The sequence below is a fragment of the Streptomyces sp. NPDC096205 genome (assembly GCF_044763135.1).
Taxonomy (GTDB): domain Bacteria; phylum Actinomycetota; class Actinomycetes; order Streptomycetales; family Streptomycetaceae; genus Streptomyces.
Window position 1 is genome coordinate 1215777 of sequence record NZ_JBIWFS010000001.1, and the last position, 18281, is coordinate 1234057.

Genomic DNA, 18281 nt, shown 5'->3' on the forward strand with positions numbered 1-18281 from the left:
GGAGCCGAACCCCGTGGTACGCCGAAGCCAGACCAGCAACCCGCGCTCGGCCGTCGTTCTGACGTCGGGCGCGGACTGGGGCACACGTGCCGCAGGGCAGCGTCGGGGCAGCGGGGCCGAGTCCCCGATGCCCCGGCGGCAGGCGGGGCAGGTCAAGGCGTTGCAGCAGACTCTTGACGTGATACGCATGGCGATCAACGCCAAGCGCCGGCACCAGGCCCGCTACTCGCTCAGCCGGGCCCGCGCCCTGGTCAACGCGCTGCCCGCCGACCAGACCGTCAAGGAACGCGAGCAACTCTCGCTGCTGCGGAAGAAGTTCGAGGCACGCGGAACGCCGGCCGCGAAGAAGCCGGCTTAAGCGAAGCCGACTCCCGGCGCCCGAGCAGGCGGCAAGAAGTCGGCCCCGAAAGCCACACCACGGAAGTCCGTACCGAAGTCGACGCCCGACCTCGGCGACCGCTACCTCAACCGTGCGTCGCTCGGTTACGCCTCAGAGGTTCCCGACACGAACCTCACGAAGGGGGCCCAGCCCTCGCGGCTCACAGCGAAGGGCGGGCGGGCCAGGTCCTTGGAGTCCCTTACGTGAACAGCCTGTTCGGCGACCGCGATCTCCACGCAGCTGTCGCCCTCACTGCCGCTGTAGCTGGACTTGAACCAGGCGAGTTCCGTCCTACCGCTGTTCATAGCTCTCCTCGCAGTCGCTCCAGCAGGTCCCGGGAATCCTTCGGGCTCAGGGCCTGCGAGCGCAGTGTTTCATAGCGATGGCAGAGCACACTCACCTCTTTCGGGTCGGAGATTAGCCGCCCGTTCTTCTGACCCTCGGAGTAGCCGAGTCTCCGCCCCTCCGGTGTCTCCAGCACCTGCACCGGGCCATCCAGGCACGCATGCAACCCTGCATCCAGCGGCACCACCTGAAGCGTCACATTGCGCGGAGCGCTCCGCTCCAACACATGGTCCACCAGCCCACGCATCGCCTCCGTGTCCCCGAACCGCCGCCGGAACACATGCTCCTCAACGATGAAGCTGAACGGCACAGTAGGCCGCTCTCGCATCATCCGCTGCCGCTCCATCCGAGCCGTGAGCTGCGCTTCCAGTTCCTCATCCGTCCGCAGCGGGATCGTGCCCTCGAACACCGCCCGCGCATACGCCTCCGACTGCAACAACCCCGGCACCAGCCGGCACTCGTACGTGCACAGGCTCACCGCCTCCCGCTCCAGCCGAGCCCACCGGCGGAACCAAGCCGCCAGCCCCACCTCGCCCCGGCTGAGATGCCGAGCGGCCCTCCGAAGCGCCCCGGTGTTGCCCAGCGCCTCCTCCGCGCGCTCGACGAACGGCGGCCCAACTCCACCGACTCCACGGTGTGCTTGGAGTACTGGACGAGGGCGGCGAGGTCGCCCCGGCTGAGCCCCGCGTGCTCGCGTAACGCCTGGACGACCGCGCCGAACGTACGCAGACTGTCCGACGGGTGAGGTTCCCGCTCCCCCTCCCCCGCCGACACCGTCCCGACACCCGCACCCGTGGCCGCCTCCGCCTCGACGATGTCCATCCGCCGCCCCTCTCTCCAACCGCTCCGGCCCCCACGCGTTCAGCACTCAGCGTGACGGCCAGGCGCGCGTACTGTCCACTCCGCGTGCACGTACGCTGACTCCGCGTACGGGATCGGAGGCTCGCGACGGGCCGGACTCGGACATCACTCTGGCGCCATGAACCAATCTGCTCCCCACCTCACCACCTCCCCGCCCACCTTCACGCAGCTGCTCTCCTCCACGCGACGAGGCGCACGGCTCGCCCGGCTGCTCACCGTGAGCCAACTTCGGTCCTGGGGCGCCCCGCAGGACCTCACGGAGCGTGCCGAGATCGTCGTCGCGGAGCTTGCGGCCAACGCCGTACTCCATGGCAGCGTGCCCGGCCGCAGCTTTCGACTGACTCTCGCGTTCGAGGCGTTTCCCGGCCTCCTTCGCATCGATGTCACCGACGCACGCGGGGACAGGTGGCCGCAGGCCCGTCCTCCGGTGAGCGACGTACCCGATGCGGTCCTCCACACCGGCGGACGCGGCCTCTCGCTCGTCGCCGCGATCGCCGACCGCTGGGAGACGCTTCCGTATCCGCCCTGCGGCAAGACCGTCCGCGCGGAACTGGTCAGTCGGGTCTGAGCGCGCCTGGCGAAATTCAGCCATCCCGCACATCGTGCTTTGACGTCGCCCAAACGCCTCCCTACGGTGGTCATCGCCAGACGGGGGATCAAGGGGGACAACAAGACCGTGCGGGTGGGAGACACCGGTGAACCAGGCCGGACCGTCACGGCGTACAGCCTGCTGGTCGACGCCGAACGAGCCTTCCTTCGCGCGCAGTTCCCCGTCGTACGACCTCTTCTCCAGCGCCTCCGGAACGAGTTCGGCACGCCCGACTCCGACTCCGACACCGACTCCGCGGTGCGGTACGCCCTGCTCCGGGGCGCGTTGGCCGCTCGGGCCGGGAACTGGCCGGAGGCGGTTCGGTGGTGTCCCTACAGCGACGACCTGCATATGGCCAAGACAGGGATCGTTCATGCCCTCGGCGTGAGCGCCCTGCGTCGGCTGAGCGAGGAAGGGCGGCACACCGACGCGGGCACAGCGGCGGTCGCGATCATGCTGTGGGCGTACCTCCTGGACGAGGAGGACCCAGGCGACTTCCGTCTCCTGCTCACCGAACGGCGCGGCACCCCCGTGCCCGATCCGGACTGGGAGGAGGCCCGCTGCCATCTGCTCAAGCGCGTCGCCGACCTGTTGCACGCCCTCGACGTCCGTGCGGGGCGGGACGTCCTCGCCGCGTGGGAGACGGTCTGGGAGGTCGAGTGTGAGGCGCCTGTGGTCGTCCCCTCGGATGCCGGACCCGCCGATCTCGTCCCCGTCGAGCTGGCCGCACGGCATCTCGTGAGGCATGGCCGCGGGGCCGAGCTTCTTCACGCCTACGCCTTGCGTCACCCCGACCTCGGCGGTTGGAGCGCGGACTCGCCCGAGCACGGGGCCTGCGCCGACGCGCTCGCCAAGGCCCTGGCCGAGCGGGGCCGGGACCGGGTGCGAGCCGGTCAGTGGAGCGAGGTGCTCGCCGATTTCAGCGCGGCGGCCCGGCTCGGGAATGCCCTGCGTGCTGAGGACGAGGCGGCCGTACTCCGCGGGGCCAGGAATGTCGGGCGGACTCACAGCGGGCGCGGCTACTCTCCCGTCACACGCATCCATGGCCTCGAACTGGCCCACGCGCTCCTGCCGCAGAACGCTTCCGTAGCCGCCGAACTGACCGCCGAGCTGGTGGAACAGGGGAAGAGGGTCTTCGAGAGCGACCCTGAGCAGAGCCGGAAGCGTTTCGCCCGCGCGCTGAAGGTGACGCCCCGGAACCGCGACGCCCGTATGGGTCTCGACGAACACCTGAAAGGAGACATGCGCCGGGCGTTCGACGCCGACGACAGAGAGGCCACGTTCCGTGTCGGCGACGTCAAGGGACTCCTCAGGCGCGATCCGGAGTTCGTGCCGGCGCGATGGTGGCTCGGAAAGTACTACGTGGACCAGGCCGTGGCCGCCGCCCTCGGCGGCCGTATGCCCCTGGCGCGGGCCGCCGTACGCAAGCTGCTTCAGTACGACGGCCCGACGGGGCAGTCGTGCGGGGACGTCGATGTCGATCCGCTCCTCGTGGACCTGCTGGTCGGTGCGGCCCGGCGTACCGACGCCCAGGACAAGCGCGGCACCCTGGAGCGGCGCGTCAAGCTGCTGAGCGCGGCTCAGGCGATCGAGGGCCCAGCCGTGAGCCGTCGGGTCCGGGAGCAACTCGACACAGCAGTTCTCCTTCTCGCGGAGCACCTCGAAGCCACCGCGTCCCCGTCGGACGTCATCGAGCTGTTCCTCCAGGACCGAATGCGCACCGGTGTCAGCGCACGCTTCGACCACACCGTGGAAGCCGCTTATCTCGACCGCGCCCGAGAACGCGAGCGCGCGGGCGACCTCGGCGGGGCGCAGCGGGACCGCTCGTGCGCGGAACGGATCGGTGCCGGGCTGTCGGCCCAGGGGGTGCTCTTCGGCCGCGACTCTCACCAGCCTCGCCATGGCGACACCGGACAGGAAGCCCTCTTTTGACCGACGACACCGACGACGGATCCGACCCGAGCTCGGGGGGCAGTGGCCTTCCTCCGATCCCCTGGTTCGGCCCCACGCTGTACGAACTCGTGCCGGGCATCGTGCCGGGCACCCGCCCTCAGCCCCTGCGCAGGCAGGCTGCGCAGGCGCTCGCTGCGGCCCGCCGGGACCCGGTCAGGCACGAGCTCCTCCAGCGTGCCGACCAGGGGTCCCGCGGTCCGGTCGCCACCCTCGTCGCCGAGATGCTCACCCCGCCCCTGCCCCCGTACGACACCGAGGAAAGTCCGTGACCGAATCCGCTCCGGCCGCCATCACCGGCCCGCCGCCCGAACTCGACAAATTGCGGCGCCGTGTCGAGGCGCTGTCCCGCAAGCGCGACGAGGCAGAGGCCCGGCTGCGCACCCTGCTGGGCTCCCTGCTGCCGCTGGACGACCTGCTCGCCGACACGCGCCGGCGGGCCGGTGCCCTGCACGAGGCACGCTCCGCGAGGGAGACGGCTTCGGCCGCCATCGCGCTGGGCGAGCAGATCGAGGCCGCGCACCGGATGCTGCGCGGCGAGTTCGCCCGGCACGACGTGCGGCCGATGGACGTGGTGGGCAGAGCAGCCGACACGGCCGAGATGCGCGTCGTCGGTAAGGAACCTCATCCGACGTGGCCTGACGGCACGGTGCTGAGGGAGAAGATCACCGGCTTCCGTCTGGGCTCCGACGTCCTGCGGCACGCACAGGTCGTCCTCGCGACGCCGGGACCCGCACCCGAGCCCGAGCCCGTGGCACCGGTCGAGGACGCCGGGGACGCCGCCGCTCCCGGGACCGTCCCGGCCGGGGACCCGCGACGGGCACAGCCACGGCGCACCACGCGTTCCCAGCGGCGCCTGCCGCTCAAGCCCTCGGCCAGGCGGGGACGTCGGTCCCGCCGTAGCTGACGGGCGACCGCCCTCCGTCGGCACCAGCACCGCTCCTTCCGCCTCCGCCGCTCCACGACGATCAGGAAGCACCCTCCATGCACCGGACTCTCGGTATCGACCTGGGCACCACCAACTCCGTCACGGCCTGGCTGCGCGACGGCGTCCCCACCGTCCTGCCCAACAGGCATGGCGACCCGGCCACCCCCTCCGCCGTCGGCGTCGACTCGCGCGGGGCGCTGCTGGTTGGGCGGGAGGCCCTCAACTGGCGGGCGGGAGAGCCTCGTTCCGTCATCACGGAGGTCAAGCGGCTGATCGGGCGGCGTTGGGACGACGACCTCGTACAGCAGGCGCTCAAGACGCGGCCCGACGACGCGCCGCCGGTGCGGGCCGGTGTCGACGGCTCGGTGGAGATCCAGCTCGGTGAGCACTACCTCTCCCCCGTGCAGATCTCCGCGATTCTGCTGCGGCGCCTCAAGAAGGACGCCGAGGACACGGCGGGGGTACCGTTTCGCCGCGCGGTGGTCACCGTGCCGGCGTACTTCGCCGAGCCGCAGTTCCACGCGGTGCGCGCGGCCGGACGGCTGGCCGGTTTCCATGTGGCGCGGATCGTTCCGGAACCGACCGCGGCCGCACACGCCTTCGGGATCAGGGCGGGCGAGAACGGCATCACGGACTACGCGACCGTGCTGGTCTTCGACCTGGGCGGCGGCACCTTCGACGTGTCCCTGCTGACGATCGGGCCCGGCTACTTCTCGGTGGACACCCTGGGCGGCGACAACCTTCTCGGTGGTGCCGACTTCGACGCGCTGCTCGACGGCCACCTGCGGGCGCAACTCGGCGGCCGCGACCACGGCGGTGAGGGCGACGCCTCCCGCATCCGGGCCGCCGCCGAGCGGGCCAAGGTCGAACTGTCCGACCAGGACACCTCCGACGTGACCCTCGCTCCGCTCGGCCGTCAGGGCGGATCCTGGTCGGGGACGGTACGGCGCAGCGACTTCGAGGAACTCCTCACCGAGCACCTGGGCAGGATGCGGGACACGGTCGAGTCGGTGCTGACCCAGAGCGGCTCGCTGCCCACGGACATCCAGCGGGTCCTCCTGGTCGGCGGATCCACCCACGTCCCGGCTGTCCGGCGCGATCTGCAGAAGCTCTTCGGCGACGACACCGTGTCGGACGCGGTCGACCCGATGATGGCCGTCGCCCATGGCGCCGCCGTGGAGGCCGGACTCATCGACACCCTCGACTGCCCGGCCGAGACCTGCACCATCGAGGGCATTTCCGTCACCGAGGACGCCTGTCCGGCCTGTGACACGCCCCTGCTCGGCTCTGCCATGGTGGACTGCCCGGGCTGCCACGTCCCCGCCCCGGAACTCACCGCCACCTGCCCTGTATGCGCCACGGACCTGTCCGGCCTGCGGGCGCCCCTTCCGGCGGTCGCTCGCACGGAGTGCCCGGAATGCGGCCGCGCCGACAACCCGGCCTCCGCGACCGCGTGCCTCGACTGCGACGCGCCTTTGGACTCGGGCGGGCTGAAGTGCCACGGCTGCGAAATGGTGAACGCGCCCGGCCTCAGCGCCTGCTCGCTCTGCGGCAGCGACTTCGGCACCGCTCCTCCCCAGCAGGTCACGGCGCAGCACATCGGACTCGAGCTGGAGGACGGCACCATCAAGGTCCTCTTCCCTGCCGGCACCCAGTACCCGACCGAGTGGCACCGGGTGGACGACCTGGCCGTACGCCGCGATGGCGGCGCATCAGTGCGGTTCAACCTCTGGGAAGGCCCGCACCTGCGCTCGGCGCAGCGCAACGAGTTCTGCGGCGGTTTCGTCGACGAACACAACGGCAGGCCCGGCGGGAAGGTGCCGCTCACCGTGCAGGCGAGGCTCGACCGCGACCGGACCATCGACCTTCAGTACCGCATCGGCTCGAGCGACTGGCGGGGCAAGCAACTCCGGCGCAGCATGGTCTCCGCATCCGTCGGACGGAAGGCAGCCGAACTCCATGACCGGTACGCGCGCTTCCTGACCGACTTCGAGGGCGAGCTCACCGCCGCCGAACGCGACGCCCTCGCCGAAGCCATGACCGACCTGGCGGCGCTCGCCAGGGGAGAGACCGTGGGCCGTTCCCTGGACGGGCTCCTGGACTCGGCCCGGGAAACCCTGGAGTTGTGGAGGCGGGCCCGAAGTGCCCAGGCCCAGGCAGGCATCGCCTCCAGGAGCGGGCGCGGCCTGCTGCCCCCCTCGCTCCTGGAGGACCTGCGGGCTGCGGCGGAGGCCGTCCTGGACGCCCGCAGGGCCATGGACACCGACGCGCTGCGGGCGGGCACCGAACGGGCGGAAGATCTGTGGACCGCACTGGATCCCGCGGTCCGCACCTCGGTCGTTACCATCCGCCTGGCCGAGCAGGACGCCTACCCGGCGACCCTGCGGAAGGAGATCCTGGCCGCCCGTGACGCGCTGCGCGGCGCGGTGGAAAGCGGTGACCAGGCGGCTCAGGACCGTCAGCTCGTGCGCCTCGGGCGCCTTGCCGAAGAGGGTCGTGGAAAGTTCGCGGACGTGACCGTCCCCTCCGCCGCCGGCACCGTCCTGCCGTCGAAGCGGTAATGGATCACGAGGCCGTTTACACCAACCAAGAGTCGCTTGACAGTGTTAACAGATAGGCTGGAGTCTGTTCCGCACCGGCCTCGCTCTTCGGAAGGTCACCGTTGTCCCAGTCTGAACTTCTCCCCGGCGCCCCAGAGTTCCGCATCAAACTGCCCAAGGACGGCGGTGAGGCGCGCGGGCATCTGCTCGCCGAGTTCGGCGGCAACGGCACCCACAAGTTCCTTCTGCGGGAGGGTTCCCTCGTGGCCGCCGAGGCCTGGCCCGGGCTCAGCGGCCACGCCCGCCGCAACCGTGCGGATCTGCGGGCCAGCGGTGCCCTTGTCGACGCCCCCTCCGACCCCGACAAGCCGCAGGAGTCGCGCCATTGGGTCACGAGCCGCGACATCGAGTGCAACTCCTCCTCGGCCGCCGCCGCGCTCGTCTACGGCTACGACGCCTCCGGCCCCGAGTCATGGCGCACCACGGAGGGCCACCCGCTCGCCGACTATCTGTCCACCGGCTGGCGCGCACCGCGCAAGGCGTGGCTGGTGCGCGGCTCCAACGTCTCCGGGCACAACCTGGTACGGCAGCTGTGGCTGGAGGAGGGGTTCGTCTCTCTCGCGGCGGCGCATCTGCCTCCCCTGGAGGAGACCGACCCCACCAAGAGCGCGCTGCGCCGTTTCGTGGAGGACGGGTACGAGGGGGCGGCCTCGTACAACCAGAAGCGGGGCCTCGTCGACGAACTGCACGCCTTTCTGACACAGATGCGCGTCGGCGACACCGTCGCCACCATCGGCGACGGACGGCTGCACATCGGGCGGATCACCGGGGATGCCGTACAGACCTCGTCGCCGGGCGGGCTGTCCAATCTGCGAAGGACCGTCACCTGGATGCCGCGGAGCCATGCGTACGAGGAGCTGCCGGAGGAGGTCCAGCAGAAGCTGTCCGTCCAGCACGACGTCGTCGATCTGACCGGTGTGCTGGACGCGCTCGACGGGCTCACAGGGCAGACGGACCCCACGACCCCGGCGGCAACCGGCGATACCAGCGAGCACCCCGCCGTGGAACGACCGGCGCAACGCGAGCTGTCGCTGCCGCAGATCACCGAGGAGCTCGCCACCGACCTCCTCGTCCACGACCGCGCCTGGCTGGAGGAGATGCGTGAACTCCTCCTCGACGAGCGGCAGTTGGTGCTCTACGGCCCACCGGGCACCGGCAAGACCTATCTGGCGATGAAGCTGGCCGAGTACTTCGGGGGCGGTCCGGAGCAGGTCAAGATCGTGCAGTTCCATCCCTCGTACGCCTACGAGGACTTCTTCGAGGGTTTCCGGCCCGTGGAGGACCCCGAGTCCCGGGAGGTGGCCTTCCGGCTGACGGCGGGCCCGCTGCGGGAACTCGCCGATCTCGCCTCCCGCGAGGGTAACCGGCACATCCCGCACTTCCTGATCATCGACGAGATCAACCGTGCCAATCTGGCGAAGGTCTTCGGCGAGCTGTACTTCCTTCTGGAGTACCGGACGCGCTCGGTCCGTCTCACCTACTCCGGGGACGACTTCGCGCTGCCGCCCAACCTCTTCGTGATCGGCACGATGAACACCGCCGACCGGTCGATCGCCCTCGTGGACGCGGCGATGCGGCGCCGCTTCGCGTTCGTGGAGCTGTCCCCGCGCACTGAGCCGACCGCCGGGCTGCTCGCACGCTGGCTGAAGCGTGAGGGCAAGGACGCGGAACCGGCGCGTCTCCTCGACGCCCTCAACGCCCGCATCGATGACGCCGACTTCGCCATCGGCCCCTCGTACCTGATGAAGCCGGGCGTGTACCGCGACGGCGGCCTGGAACGGGTCTGGCGCACCAAGATCCTGCCTCTGCTGGAAGAACACCACTACGGCGAGGGCCTCGACGTCGCCGCCCGCTACGGCCTCGGCTCATTGCGCGAGCAGCGCCCGTGACCGTGTCCACGACCGTGCCCATGTCCGAGGTGTCGCTGCGGGAGTACGGGCCCGCCGTCTCCGTCACGCTGAGCGCCGAGGCCGGGCGGGCCCTGGCCGCCTCAGGCATCCTGCACAGCGCGACCCCCGATCCCGGCCGGCACGGGCACTGGCTGTTGCGCGCGGGCAGTCGGGTCGGCGCCGTACGCACGCCCGGCGGTCTCGTCGTACGGATCATGCCCAAGACCCCGGTGAGCCGGCTGTTCTTCCTCCTCGGGTTCAGCCTCGACCCGGCCCGCGCCTGGCGCGACAGCCGGGAAGGCTCCATCGACACCGGCGCGTACGACGACGTCGTCCCCGCACTCGCACATGCCGTGGAGCGGCAGATCGACGGGGCACTGCGCCAGGGGGTCCTCCAGGGCTACCGGGAAGTGGAGGAGTCCGCGCTGGTCGTGCGCGGCAGGCTGCGCGAGGCCGAGCAGATCCGTCGGCACTTCGGCCGTACGCCGCCCGTGGAGATCGCCTACGACACGTACACCGCCGACACCGCCGAGAACCGCATCCTGCGCGCCGCCGCCGAGCGGTTGCTCCGGCTGCCCGACGTGCCCGGGCCCGTCCGGCGGCGCCTCGCCCATCAGCGCGTACGTCTGGCCGACGCTCAGCCGCTGATACGGGGGCAGGAACTGCCGCGTTGGCAGCCGTCACGCCTCAACTCTCGCTATCAGCCCGCACTGCGGCTCGCCGAGGCCGTCCTGAGGGGAACCTCGCCGGAGCACCGGCCGGCCGAGGCCGACCCGCTCGCCATGGACGGCTTCCTGCTCGACATGAACAAGCTGTTCGAGGACTTCGTGACCGTCGCCCTGCGCGAGGCGCTAAGGGAGCACGGCCTGACCGCGCGCCTTCAGGACGCCCATCACCTCGACGTCGAGGGTCTCGTGGGCATGCGTCCCGACCTGGTCGTCCGCACCGGCGACGGCCGTACCCCGCTCGCCGTCGTCGATGCCAAGTACAAAGTCGAGAAGGCCGACGGGCTCCTCAACGCCGACCTCTACCAGGCGCTCGCCTACGCCACCGTGCTCGGTCTGCGCGAGGCGCACCTGGTGTACGCGGCCGGACGACAGCCGGTGCGCTTCCACGAGGTGCGCGGAACGGCGGCCTGGCCGGACGGACGGGGAGTGCGGATCTACCAGCACAGTCTCGATCTCTCCGGCGAACCAGAACGACTCCTCGCAACTTTCCGGGAGATCGCCGGACAACTGGCGTCCGGAAGAAAGGAAGGGACCTGATGCCCCGGCTCGCCTTCGCCCAGAGCTTCTGGGACGGCTACGACACCCTGGAGAAGCCGGTCCGAGTCGGCGTACGCAAGGCCATGGCGAAGTTTCAAGCCCTGAGCGTCGCCGAACTCAACGCGGACAAGGGGTTGCACCTGGAGTCCGTGGAGAACGCCCGTGACGCGCGGATGCGTACCATTCGCATCACCGACTTCTGGCGGGGCGTCGTCCTCGCCCCGGACGACGGCAGCGACATGTTCCTGCTGGTCAACGTCCTGCCGCACGACGACGCCTACACCTGGGCGGCGAAGCGCCTGTACAGCGCGAACTCCGCCACACGGGCGCTGGAGGTGCGCAACGCGGTCGCCCTGGACGAGCTGACACCGCTGTACGAGACGGCCGCACGCAGCGCTCCCCGGCTGCTGTTCGCGGATGTCTCCGACGGCACGCTGAGCGACCTCGGCATCGACGACCAGGTGCTGCGCGCCGCCCGTTCCATGGTCGACAAGGCACAGCTGGAGGCCTTCGCCACCCTCCTGCCGGAGGACCAGCTGGAGGTGCTCCAGTACCTCGCCGAAGGCTTCAGCCCGGAAGAGGTCTACCGGGATGTCGTGGCGGTGCGCCGCCCCGCCGACGCGCCCGCCGAACCGGTCGAGGACCTGGCCACGGTGATCGCCAACACATCGGCACGCATCCGACTGGTCACCGGACCGCGGGAGCTGGAGGAGATCCTGGCGAAGCCGTTCGCGGCCTGGCGCGTCTTCCTCCACCCCTCCCAGCGTCGCGTCGCCCACCGCACCTCGTACGGCGGTCCCGTCCAGGTCACCGGCGGCCCCGGCACGGGCAAGACGGTGGCCGCACTGCACCGCGTCAAGCACCTTCTCGGCCGATGCGAGGACAGCCGCGTCCTGCTCACCACGTACACGAACGCGCTCGCCTCCGGACTGCGCGACATGCTCGGCCTGCTCCTCGACGACGACGAGAAGCTGCTGGCACGGGTGGACGTGACCACAGTCGATGCCTTCGCGAACGGCGTCGTGCGCGGTGGCTCGGCCGCCGCTCCCAGACCGATCGGGGACCGGGATCAGCGGCAGTTGTGGGAGAAGGTGGTCAAGCAGCTCGATCTGCCGTTCACCGCCCAGTTCCTGGCTCAGGAGTACCGGCACGTCGTCCTCGGCCAGAACCTCCGCGACCTGGACGCCTACCTCGGAGCGAGCCGCCGCGGCCGCGGCACCGGTCTCGGTCCCACGCGCCGCCGGGAGGTGTGGAGCGGCGTGGAACGGTTCGAACAGCTCCTGCGCGACCGCGGCGAGACCACGCACCTGCGGATATGCCTCCGAGCGGCGGAACTCCTCGCCGACGGACCGGCTCCGTACGCCCACGTCGTCGTCGACGAGGCGCAGGACCTGCATCCCGCGCAGTGGCGTGCGCTGCGGGCCGCCGTCCCGCCAGGCCCCGACGACCTGTTCGTCACCGGCGACCCGCACCAGCGGATCTACGACTCCCGGGTGTCCCTCGGCTCGCTGGGCATCACGACGACCGGCCGCAGCTTCCGCCTGCGCGTCAACTACCGCTCCACCGAGGAGATCCTGGCCTGGTCCGCGCGCCTGCTCGCACCCGTCACCGTCGACGCGCTCGACGGCGAGGGAACGGACTCGTTGGCCGGGTACCGGTCCCTGCTCCATGGTCGCCGACCCCAGGTGCAGGGGTATGCCACCCGGCAGGAGGAGACCGAGGCTCTGGTGGAGCGGGTCCGGACGCTGCTGGCCGAGGGCCTCGCGCCGCACGAGATCGGCGTGTGCGCACGCTTCAACCTCTCCTTGGACGCGGCCGAGGAGAAACTGAAGGCTGCCGACATTCCTGTGCTACGGGTCAAAGGGCAGGCCGCACAGGGGGCCGAGGGCGTGCGGCTGGCAACGATGCACGCGATGAAGGGGCTGGAATTCCGCGCGGTGTCCGTGCTCGGTGTCGCCGAGGGCACCGTCCCGTTCACGCGTGAGGTCACCCCGCGTGAGGCGGACTCCCTCCAGCATGATGCCGACCTGCTCCGTGAGCGCTGTCTGCTCTTCGTCGCCTGCACGCGTGCTCGCGAATCGCTGAGTGTGACGTGGAGCGGGACCGCGAGCACGTTCCTTCCGCGCACAGCCTGATCCACGGTCCCAGATCCTCATTGCTCCGGCGCCAGGGCGCCCGTCGCGAGACCGTCACGGGCGACCTCGGCGAGCTGCCGGCTCAGCTCGTCGACCTTGCGCATTCCCTCCTCGAACGCCGACAGGGCCCGGAACGCAGAGCCGTAGCGACGCTGATCCTCGATGCCCATACGGGGGATCCGTGACCCCCTGCCGTCGAAACGGTAGGTCCCGCTCATGCTTGTGGACCTGCGGGTGTTGGCGGAGCTCCGCAGGAACCCTTGCAGATAGTCCGTGTCGAGCTGTTCGCTCGCCGAGACGGGCTCCTGGCCGTCGTACGCCACGAGCCCGGCCCGGGCCAGGTCCGCGACGCTGGTGGTGGCGCCGTCCAGCGAGCCCGGGCCGCCGCCCTCGGCGAGCTCGGGCAGGAGGGCGGCGAGTCGCCGGACCTGGGCCTCCAGTTCCTTGCGCAGGGCGGCGTACTCGCCGGGGAAGTCGCGTTGCCGGGGGCGGAGATGGCTCCCGGGTGTCAGATCGACGGTGTCGTCGAGGAGTTCGATCAATGGTACGTGGACGACCTGGTCGGGGCGTGGTTCCAGATCTCCGTCGGGACTGTTGTCCGTCAGGTCGATCATGCGAACGCTGCGGCGGGTGCTCGCACCCGCCGTGCTCTCGGGACGCTGTAGACACCACAGATGGACAGGCAGGGCGTGTGAGGTCGCCGTGCCCGGTGGCAGAGCGACGACTTGACGCACGATGCCACGGCGCACGAGTTCGGCTCGGATGCGGCGACCCGCCTTGCGATAGGCGACCGAGGCCGGCATGACCATAACCACGTGACCGCCGGGCACAGTGTGCGCGTAAGCATGCTGGAGCCACGCGAGCTCGCCTTCGGCTTTGGACGGGGTGCCGAGATCCCAGCGGGAGTCGAGCAGCAGTTCCTCCCGTCCCCACTCGGTCACGCCCGCCGGAGGGTCACAGACGACCAGATCGGCTTTGAGGTCCGGCCATTGGTCCGCACGCAGTGAGTCACCTGCCACGACGTCCACGCCCGACCGGTCCAGAAGCTCTGCGCGGAGCTGTGCGAAGCGGGCACTGTCCGCATCCACCTCCTGTCCGCGGCACCGCACTCCTGCTTCGGAGGCGACGGCCAGGAGCAGCACCCCGATTCCACAGGCAGGGTCGAAGACGGTGGCGTCGGGCGGTAGTTCGGGAGCGAAATGACGGACGGCGCGCACCACTCGCTCGGGCGTCACCTGGTCGGAACCGGCACGCCGAGCGGAGTCCATGAACCGTTCGGTCAGTCCGTTCACGAGGGCGGCGGGCGCTTCGGTTCGGACGAGGGCCTGTACACGGGTGACGATGTCGTCCGGCACTCCCGTCCCCGTTTGTCCGGCCAGCACCGACGCGACCTGCGCCAGACCCGCGATCATCTGCTCCCCGTACACCGCCCGCATGGCTTGCCACAACTCGACCTCGGGCGAGACCTCCTGACCCTTGCGCTGTCTGTCCAGCCATTCCTGGACCTCCGCGAGCGCGTAGAGCGGACTGTTCGCGGCGCCTCCCGCCGGCGCGGGGAAGTCGTCGTAGCGACGACGCCAGTTGGAGACAGCGGCCCGGGTGACCCCAGCCAGCCGAGCGATCTCGGCGCCGGTGACCAGTGGGCCGACCGATGAAGCGGCATTGTCCGTCATAGCTCCAGCGTACACGGATGATTCCACCCAATCCATAGTGAGCTCTGTTGACAATGTACACGGACTATCGCCACTATCTGTCGTGTACTCGATTCCCGTCTGAGGCGGTACACCGCCATGCGCGTCGCAGCCCCAGCTGTCCGTGGAGGCACCTCCGTTGCCATCGAACACCGAAGTACGCACCGTTTACCGACTGTCCGGCGTCGCCCCGACGGCGGAGGCCATGCTGTACGCCCTCGACCTCGATTTTTTGGACGGACTTGGCGCTGAGCTGCATGTGCCCGCGGTGCTGGGGGTCCCGGCCGTGTACGTCACCTGCGGGATGGAGCGCACCAAGGCCCCTTGGTGCGAACCCATGTCACGTACCACCGGCATCACGGTCAGCGAGAGCGTCCGTCGCACCGCTGCCCTGCTTCTCGTCGCCGTCGACGACACGGTGTACGCCATAGGCTGCGACCAGGGGTACAGGCTGATCCCCGACCACCTCAAGGACAAGCGCTTCGGTCTCTCCTTCGCCATCCGGCAGATGGACCCGAACATGATCCGCGGAGCTGTGTCGAGGTCTCTCGGGCAGGCACGCACCGACATCTCGCTGGTACCGAGGGGCGCCTCGGTCCCGCTGCTGGGCATTCGTGACCACTCCCGCATCGTGCGGAGTCTGGGCGGATATCTCGACGACCTGCCGCTGACCCGCTCGCGGTACTCCCGCGGAAGGGCTGTCAGCGCCCAGGGCGGATGCGGGCTGAGGATCGCGCTCGGAGTCGAGCCCGAGGCTCTGATCTCCGATCTGCGGACCATCGCCAGGATCTGCCGCGAGGACATCCCGCACCGGGAGCTGGAGTTCGTCGACCACATCGTGCCGGTTAGCGACACGAGGACCCTCGACGCCCTCGGCCAGGCCTTGGACGACCGTCTCGGCCGACCCGCCGACGGGCTGATCTCCGTCTCCGTCCCCTCCGAGCACCACGAGGCGTACGTGGAGGCCACCACGTACCTGACGCAGATCAACAGCACGGGTTCGCTGCGCTCCGAGGACTTCGACCTCGGATACGTACTCACCCGGGCCCGGCTCGCACCCCCCGGCCGACGGCTCAAGGCACTGCGCGAGGGGACGGTGACCCTGGCCAGGGACCGCCGGGCGGGAGTCACCGACACGCTCGCGGTCACCAGTGCGCTGAGCTGGCTGGAGACCGTCATGTCACTCGACTCCAGACGGTTCTTCCTGATGGACGGTGAGTGGTACGAGGCAGGCACTGCCTATGTCGAAGAGTGCCGGGCCACCGTGAGAGCGCTTTTCTCTCCTTCGCCGTCCATCTCCCTTCCCGCCTGGGTCGATGGTGAGTCGGAGAACGTCTACAACAACAGGGTGGCCGATGACCGACCCGGCTGGCTCTGCCTCGACACCAAGAACGTGGCCAACCCGCTGCGCCCCAGGGACCAGGTCGAGATCTGCGATCTCCTCATGCCCGACGGCACCCTGATCCTCGTCAAGCGCGCGGGCGGTTCGGGTCCGCTGAGCCACTTGTTCAGCCAGGCCAGGGTTGCGGTGGAACTGCTCCAGGAGTCCGCCCGGGTCCGTGCCGACTTCACCGCGAAGGTGGCCCGGCTGAGCGGCGGCGCATTCCGGCTTCCGGTCGACTACACGCCCAAGCGGATCGTCCTTGCGATGCTTCTGAAGAACCGCGAGGGTCTGACCCCGGACTCCGTCTTCGGATTCTCGCAGATCACCATCGCCCAGACCGCGAAGGCTCTGGCCGCACGCGGGGTGACTGTCGAGGTCGTCGGAATCCCCGACGGCGGCACCGACGCGCCGACTGTCAGGCGTCTGGCGTCATGAACACCCACTGTTCGCGCAGGCCAAGCCCCCGCAGCAGGAGACGCGCCTCCTGGACATACGCCTCCGAGCCGGGGTCGTACAGCAGCCCCGCCACATCCCCGCTGTGCGCCACCTGAAGCCCCAGTGCGTCCGTGTGCTCCGCGACCGCCAGCAGGGCGTCCAAGTCCGGGACCGGCAGGTGGCGTTGGTTGAGGAGGGTGCTGGCGGTGGCGACCTCGCCGACGAGGGAAGGGTCTTTGGTGTCGATCGCCTCGCGGAGGGTGGAGCGAAGTTCCGTGAAGATTTCCAGCTCTGCGCGGGTGTGGTCCGGGGGTGGGAGTGTCAGGGTGTCCACTCCCCGACCCCCGAGGTCCGGGCGGGAGCCGAAGCCCAGGACCTGGAGGGGAGGGAGGCTGTGCCCGAAGTTCTCCAGCACCTCGCCCTCTCGTTGGGCGAAGAGGACCGCCGTGTCCGGGAACATGAGGGAGTCGGAGGCCGATTCGGCCTGGACCGCTATGCGGGCGACCGTTTCCGGTGTCAAAGCACCCTGCAGTGCGTCCTGTACGGCCCGCGTCGCCGCCAGGACGTCGCTCGTCGAGGAGCCGAAGCCGCGGCCCGGGGGGACATCACCGGTCAGCTCCAGGTGGCCGCCGGCCGGCCCGGTGCACGCCTTCAGCGTCAGGTGGGCCGCTCGTAGCGCCTTGGTCTTCCAGGGCGGGGAGACCGTCAGTTGCTCGTGCGTTGCCGGGGTGAAGGTCGCTCTCGTGGTGTGCAGGGTGCAGGGGAGGGTGACCAGGCCCCGGACCAGGCGGCCTTCGTGGGGGAAGACGCCCTGGAGGATCTCGCCGTGATGCACCGGGGCCCACCCCCGGCCCACGCGCCAAACGGAACGGCCTGCCATGCCCTTCACCTCCTCTGTGCCCACAGAGCGGAAGTATGCGGCCCCCTAGGGGTGCACTCAGCACCACCCCAGTCGGGGTGCTACAACCAGTGCGCACGCCGTGTGCGGTGCGTAACTTCGTCGTTGTGGGGGAACCGTCCCGCGCCGACGACAGAGGATCTGGAATGTCAAAACACGTACGGGAAGCCACCGCCGAGGCGCTGCGCCTGGACGGGGTCACCAAGGTCTACGGCAGCGGGGACAGCGCGGTCGTCGCTCTGGACGATGTCAGCCTCAGCCTGCCGGCGGGGGAGTTCACGGCCGTGATGGGTCCCTCCGGTTCGGGCAAGTCGACGCTGCTGCAGTGCGCGGCGGGGCTGGACCGGCCCGATCGCGGCACCGTGTTCGTGGACGGTGAGCCGATGATGGGCCGCAGCGAGGCGGCGTTGACGAAGTTCCGGCGCTCGCGCATCGGGTTCGTGTTCCAGCAGTACAACCTGCTGCCCACGCTGACGGTGATGCAGAACACCGTGCTGCCGCTGAAGCTCGCGGGGCGCCGGGTGGACAAGCGGGCCGCGCGGGAGATGCTCGGCCGGGTCGGTCTGGGCGACCGGCTCGAGCACCGGCCCGACCAGCTCTCCGGCGGTCAGCGGCAGCGTGTGGCCATCGCGCGTGCGCTGGTCACACGGCCGCGGGTGATCTTCGCGGACGAGCCGACCGGTGCCCTGGACACCCGCAGCGCCCGCGAGATCCTGCTGCTGCTGCGCGAGATGGTCGCCGTGCACGGGCACACCGTGGTGATGGTCACCCACGACCCGGTCGCCGCCTCGCACGCGGACACGGTGCTGTTCCTGGCCGACGGCCGCCTGGCCGGGCGGATGGACGTACCGACTCCGGAGGCCGTGGCCGAGCGTCTCACCCAGCTCGGTGACCGGCAGTCCGGCGACGGCCGCCGTTCGGAGGTGTGAGCA

General features: G+C 70.1%; 14 protein-coding genes and 1 pseudogene. 11 read left to right on the plus strand and 4 right to left on the minus strand.

Translation table 11 applies throughout. The annotated features are described in order from the left end of the window. The first annotated feature begins 13 nt into the window (after window positions 1–13). Complete coding sequence (locus tag ACIQ6Y_RS05365) at window positions 14–358, plus strand: hypothetical protein (RefSeq protein WP_404033191.1); 345 nt, start codon at window positions 14–16, stop codon at window positions 356–358. 125 nt (window positions 359–483) lie between these two features. Here ACIQ6Y_RS05365 and ACIQ6Y_RS05370 read toward each other — a convergent pair whose 3' ends face one another. Together ACIQ6Y_RS05370 and ACIQ6Y_RS05375 are read right to left on the minus strand one after the other, a co-directional pair. Next, entirely contained in the window at window positions 484–684 is a 201-nt protein-coding gene (locus ACIQ6Y_RS05370; protein ID WP_404033194.1) for a DUF397 domain-containing protein, read from the minus strand. Continuing rightward, a pseudogene (locus ACIQ6Y_RS05375) lies at window positions 681–1546 on the minus strand (helix-turn-helix domain-containing protein). Before ACIQ6Y_RS05375 ends, ACIQ6Y_RS05370 begins: the two are co-directional and overlap by 4 nt. Window positions 1547–1703: 157 nt before the next feature. Between ACIQ6Y_RS05375 and ACIQ6Y_RS05380 the strand changes: the two are divergent. The 8 genes from ACIQ6Y_RS05380 (at window position 1704) to ACIQ6Y_RS05415 (ending at window position 12941) form a co-directional block, all read left to right on the plus strand. Then, window positions 1704–2153 (plus strand): ATP-binding protein, encoded by a 450-nt coding sequence (locus ACIQ6Y_RS05380; RefSeq protein ID WP_404033196.1) that lies wholly within the window; start codon window positions 1704–1706, stop codon window positions 2151–2153. Window positions 2154–2219: 66 nt separating this feature from the next. Next, on the plus strand, window positions 2220–4106 hold the full coding sequence (locus tag ACIQ6Y_RS05385) for a hypothetical protein (protein ID WP_404033199.1): 1887 nt from the start codon (window positions 2220–2222) through the stop codon (window positions 4104–4106). Then, on the plus strand, window positions 4103–4396 hold the full coding sequence (locus tag ACIQ6Y_RS05390) for a hypothetical protein (protein WP_404033202.1): 294 nt from the start codon (window positions 4103–4105) through the stop codon (window positions 4394–4396). Before ACIQ6Y_RS05385 ends, ACIQ6Y_RS05390 begins: the two co-directional genes overlap by 4 nt. Then, complete coding sequence (locus ACIQ6Y_RS05395; RefSeq protein ID WP_404033205.1) at window positions 4393–5031, plus strand: nucleotide exchange factor GrpE; 639 nt, start codon at window positions 4393–4395, stop codon at window positions 5029–5031. The genes ACIQ6Y_RS05390 and ACIQ6Y_RS05395 overlap by 4 nt, the downstream gene beginning before the upstream one ends. 77 nt (window positions 5032–5108) lie before the next feature. Further along, a complete protein-coding gene (locus ACIQ6Y_RS05400; protein WP_404033207.1) occupies window positions 5109–7613 on the plus strand; it encodes an Hsp70 family protein in 2505 nt (834 codons plus the stop codon). Window positions 7614–7714: 101 nt separating this feature from the next. Next, complete coding sequence (locus ACIQ6Y_RS05405; protein WP_404033210.1) at window positions 7715–9541, plus strand: AAA family ATPase; 1827 nt, start codon at window positions 7715–7717, stop codon at window positions 9539–9541. Between the two features lie 20 nt (window positions 9542–9561). Further along, entirely contained in the window at window positions 9562–10806 is a 1245-nt protein-coding gene (locus ACIQ6Y_RS05410) for an McrC family protein (RefSeq protein ID WP_404033717.1), read from the plus strand. Further along, complete coding sequence (locus tag ACIQ6Y_RS05415) at window positions 10806–12941, plus strand: UvrD-helicase domain-containing protein (RefSeq protein WP_404033212.1); 2136 nt, start codon at window positions 10806–10808, stop codon at window positions 12939–12941. The genes ACIQ6Y_RS05410 and ACIQ6Y_RS05415 overlap by 1 nt, the downstream gene beginning before the upstream one ends. A 17-nt stretch (window positions 12942–12958) precedes the next feature. Here ACIQ6Y_RS05415 and ACIQ6Y_RS05420 read toward each other — a convergent pair whose 3' ends face one another. After that, on the minus strand, window positions 12959–14614 hold the full coding sequence (locus ACIQ6Y_RS05420; protein WP_404033215.1) for an N-6 DNA methylase: 1656 nt from the start codon (window positions 14612–14614) through the stop codon (window positions 12959–12961). A 157-nt stretch (window positions 14615–14771) separates the two neighbouring features. On the opposite strand from ACIQ6Y_RS05420, the gene ACIQ6Y_RS05425 reads away from it, so the two are divergent. Continuing rightward, window positions 14772–16451 carry a TIGR04141 family sporadically distributed protein gene (locus tag ACIQ6Y_RS05425; protein ID WP_404033217.1) on the plus strand — a complete coding sequence of 560 codons (1680 nt, stop codon included), beginning with the start codon at window positions 14772–14774 and terminating at the stop codon, window positions 16449–16451. Here ACIQ6Y_RS05425 and ACIQ6Y_RS05430 read toward each other — a convergent pair. Further along, window positions 16432–17331 (minus strand): kinase, encoded by a 900-nt coding sequence (locus ACIQ6Y_RS05430; protein ID WP_404033220.1) that lies wholly within the window; start codon window positions 17329–17331, stop codon window positions 16432–16434. The two genes, ACIQ6Y_RS05425 and ACIQ6Y_RS05430, sit on opposite strands and share 20 nt — an antisense overlap. Before the next feature lie 164 nt (window positions 17332–17495). On the opposite strand from ACIQ6Y_RS05430, the gene ACIQ6Y_RS05435 reads away from it, so the two are divergent. Further along, window positions 17496–18278 (plus strand): ABC transporter ATP-binding protein, encoded by a 783-nt coding sequence (locus ACIQ6Y_RS05435; protein WP_404033223.1) that lies wholly within the window; start codon window positions 17496–17498, stop codon window positions 18276–18278. The last annotated feature ends 3 nt before the right edge of the window (window positions 18279–18281 follow it).

Coding starts and splice junctions, on each gene's coding strand:
- ACIQ6Y_RS05380 (WP_404033196.1), top strand. CDS start 1,704: ATGAACCAATCTGCTCCCCACCTCACCACCTCCCCGCCCACCTTCACG.
- ACIQ6Y_RS05420 (WP_404033215.1), bottom strand. CDS start 14,614: ATGACGGACAATGCCGCTTCATCGGTCGGCCCACTGGTCACCGGCGCC.
- ACIQ6Y_RS05430 (WP_404033220.1), bottom strand. CDS start 17,331: ATGGCAGGCCGTTCCGTTTGGCGCGTGGGCCGGGGGTGGGCCCCGGTG.
- ACIQ6Y_RS05410 (WP_404033717.1), top strand. CDS start 9,562: ATGTCCGAGGTGTCGCTGCGGGAGTACGGGCCCGCCGTCTCCGTCACG.
- ACIQ6Y_RS05370 (WP_404033194.1), bottom strand. CDS start 684: ATGAACAGCGGTAGGACGGAACTCGCCTGGTTCAAGTCCAGCTACAGC.
- ACIQ6Y_RS05400 (WP_404033207.1), top strand. CDS start 5,109: ATGCACCGGACTCTCGGTATCGACCTGGGCACCACCAACTCCGTCACG.
- ACIQ6Y_RS05415 (WP_404033212.1), top strand. CDS start 10,806: ATGCCCCGGCTCGCCTTCGCCCAGAGCTTCTGGGACGGCTACGACACC.
- ACIQ6Y_RS05435 (WP_404033223.1), top strand. CDS start 17,496: ATGTCAAAACACGTACGGGAAGCCACCGCCGAGGCGCTGCGCCTGGAC.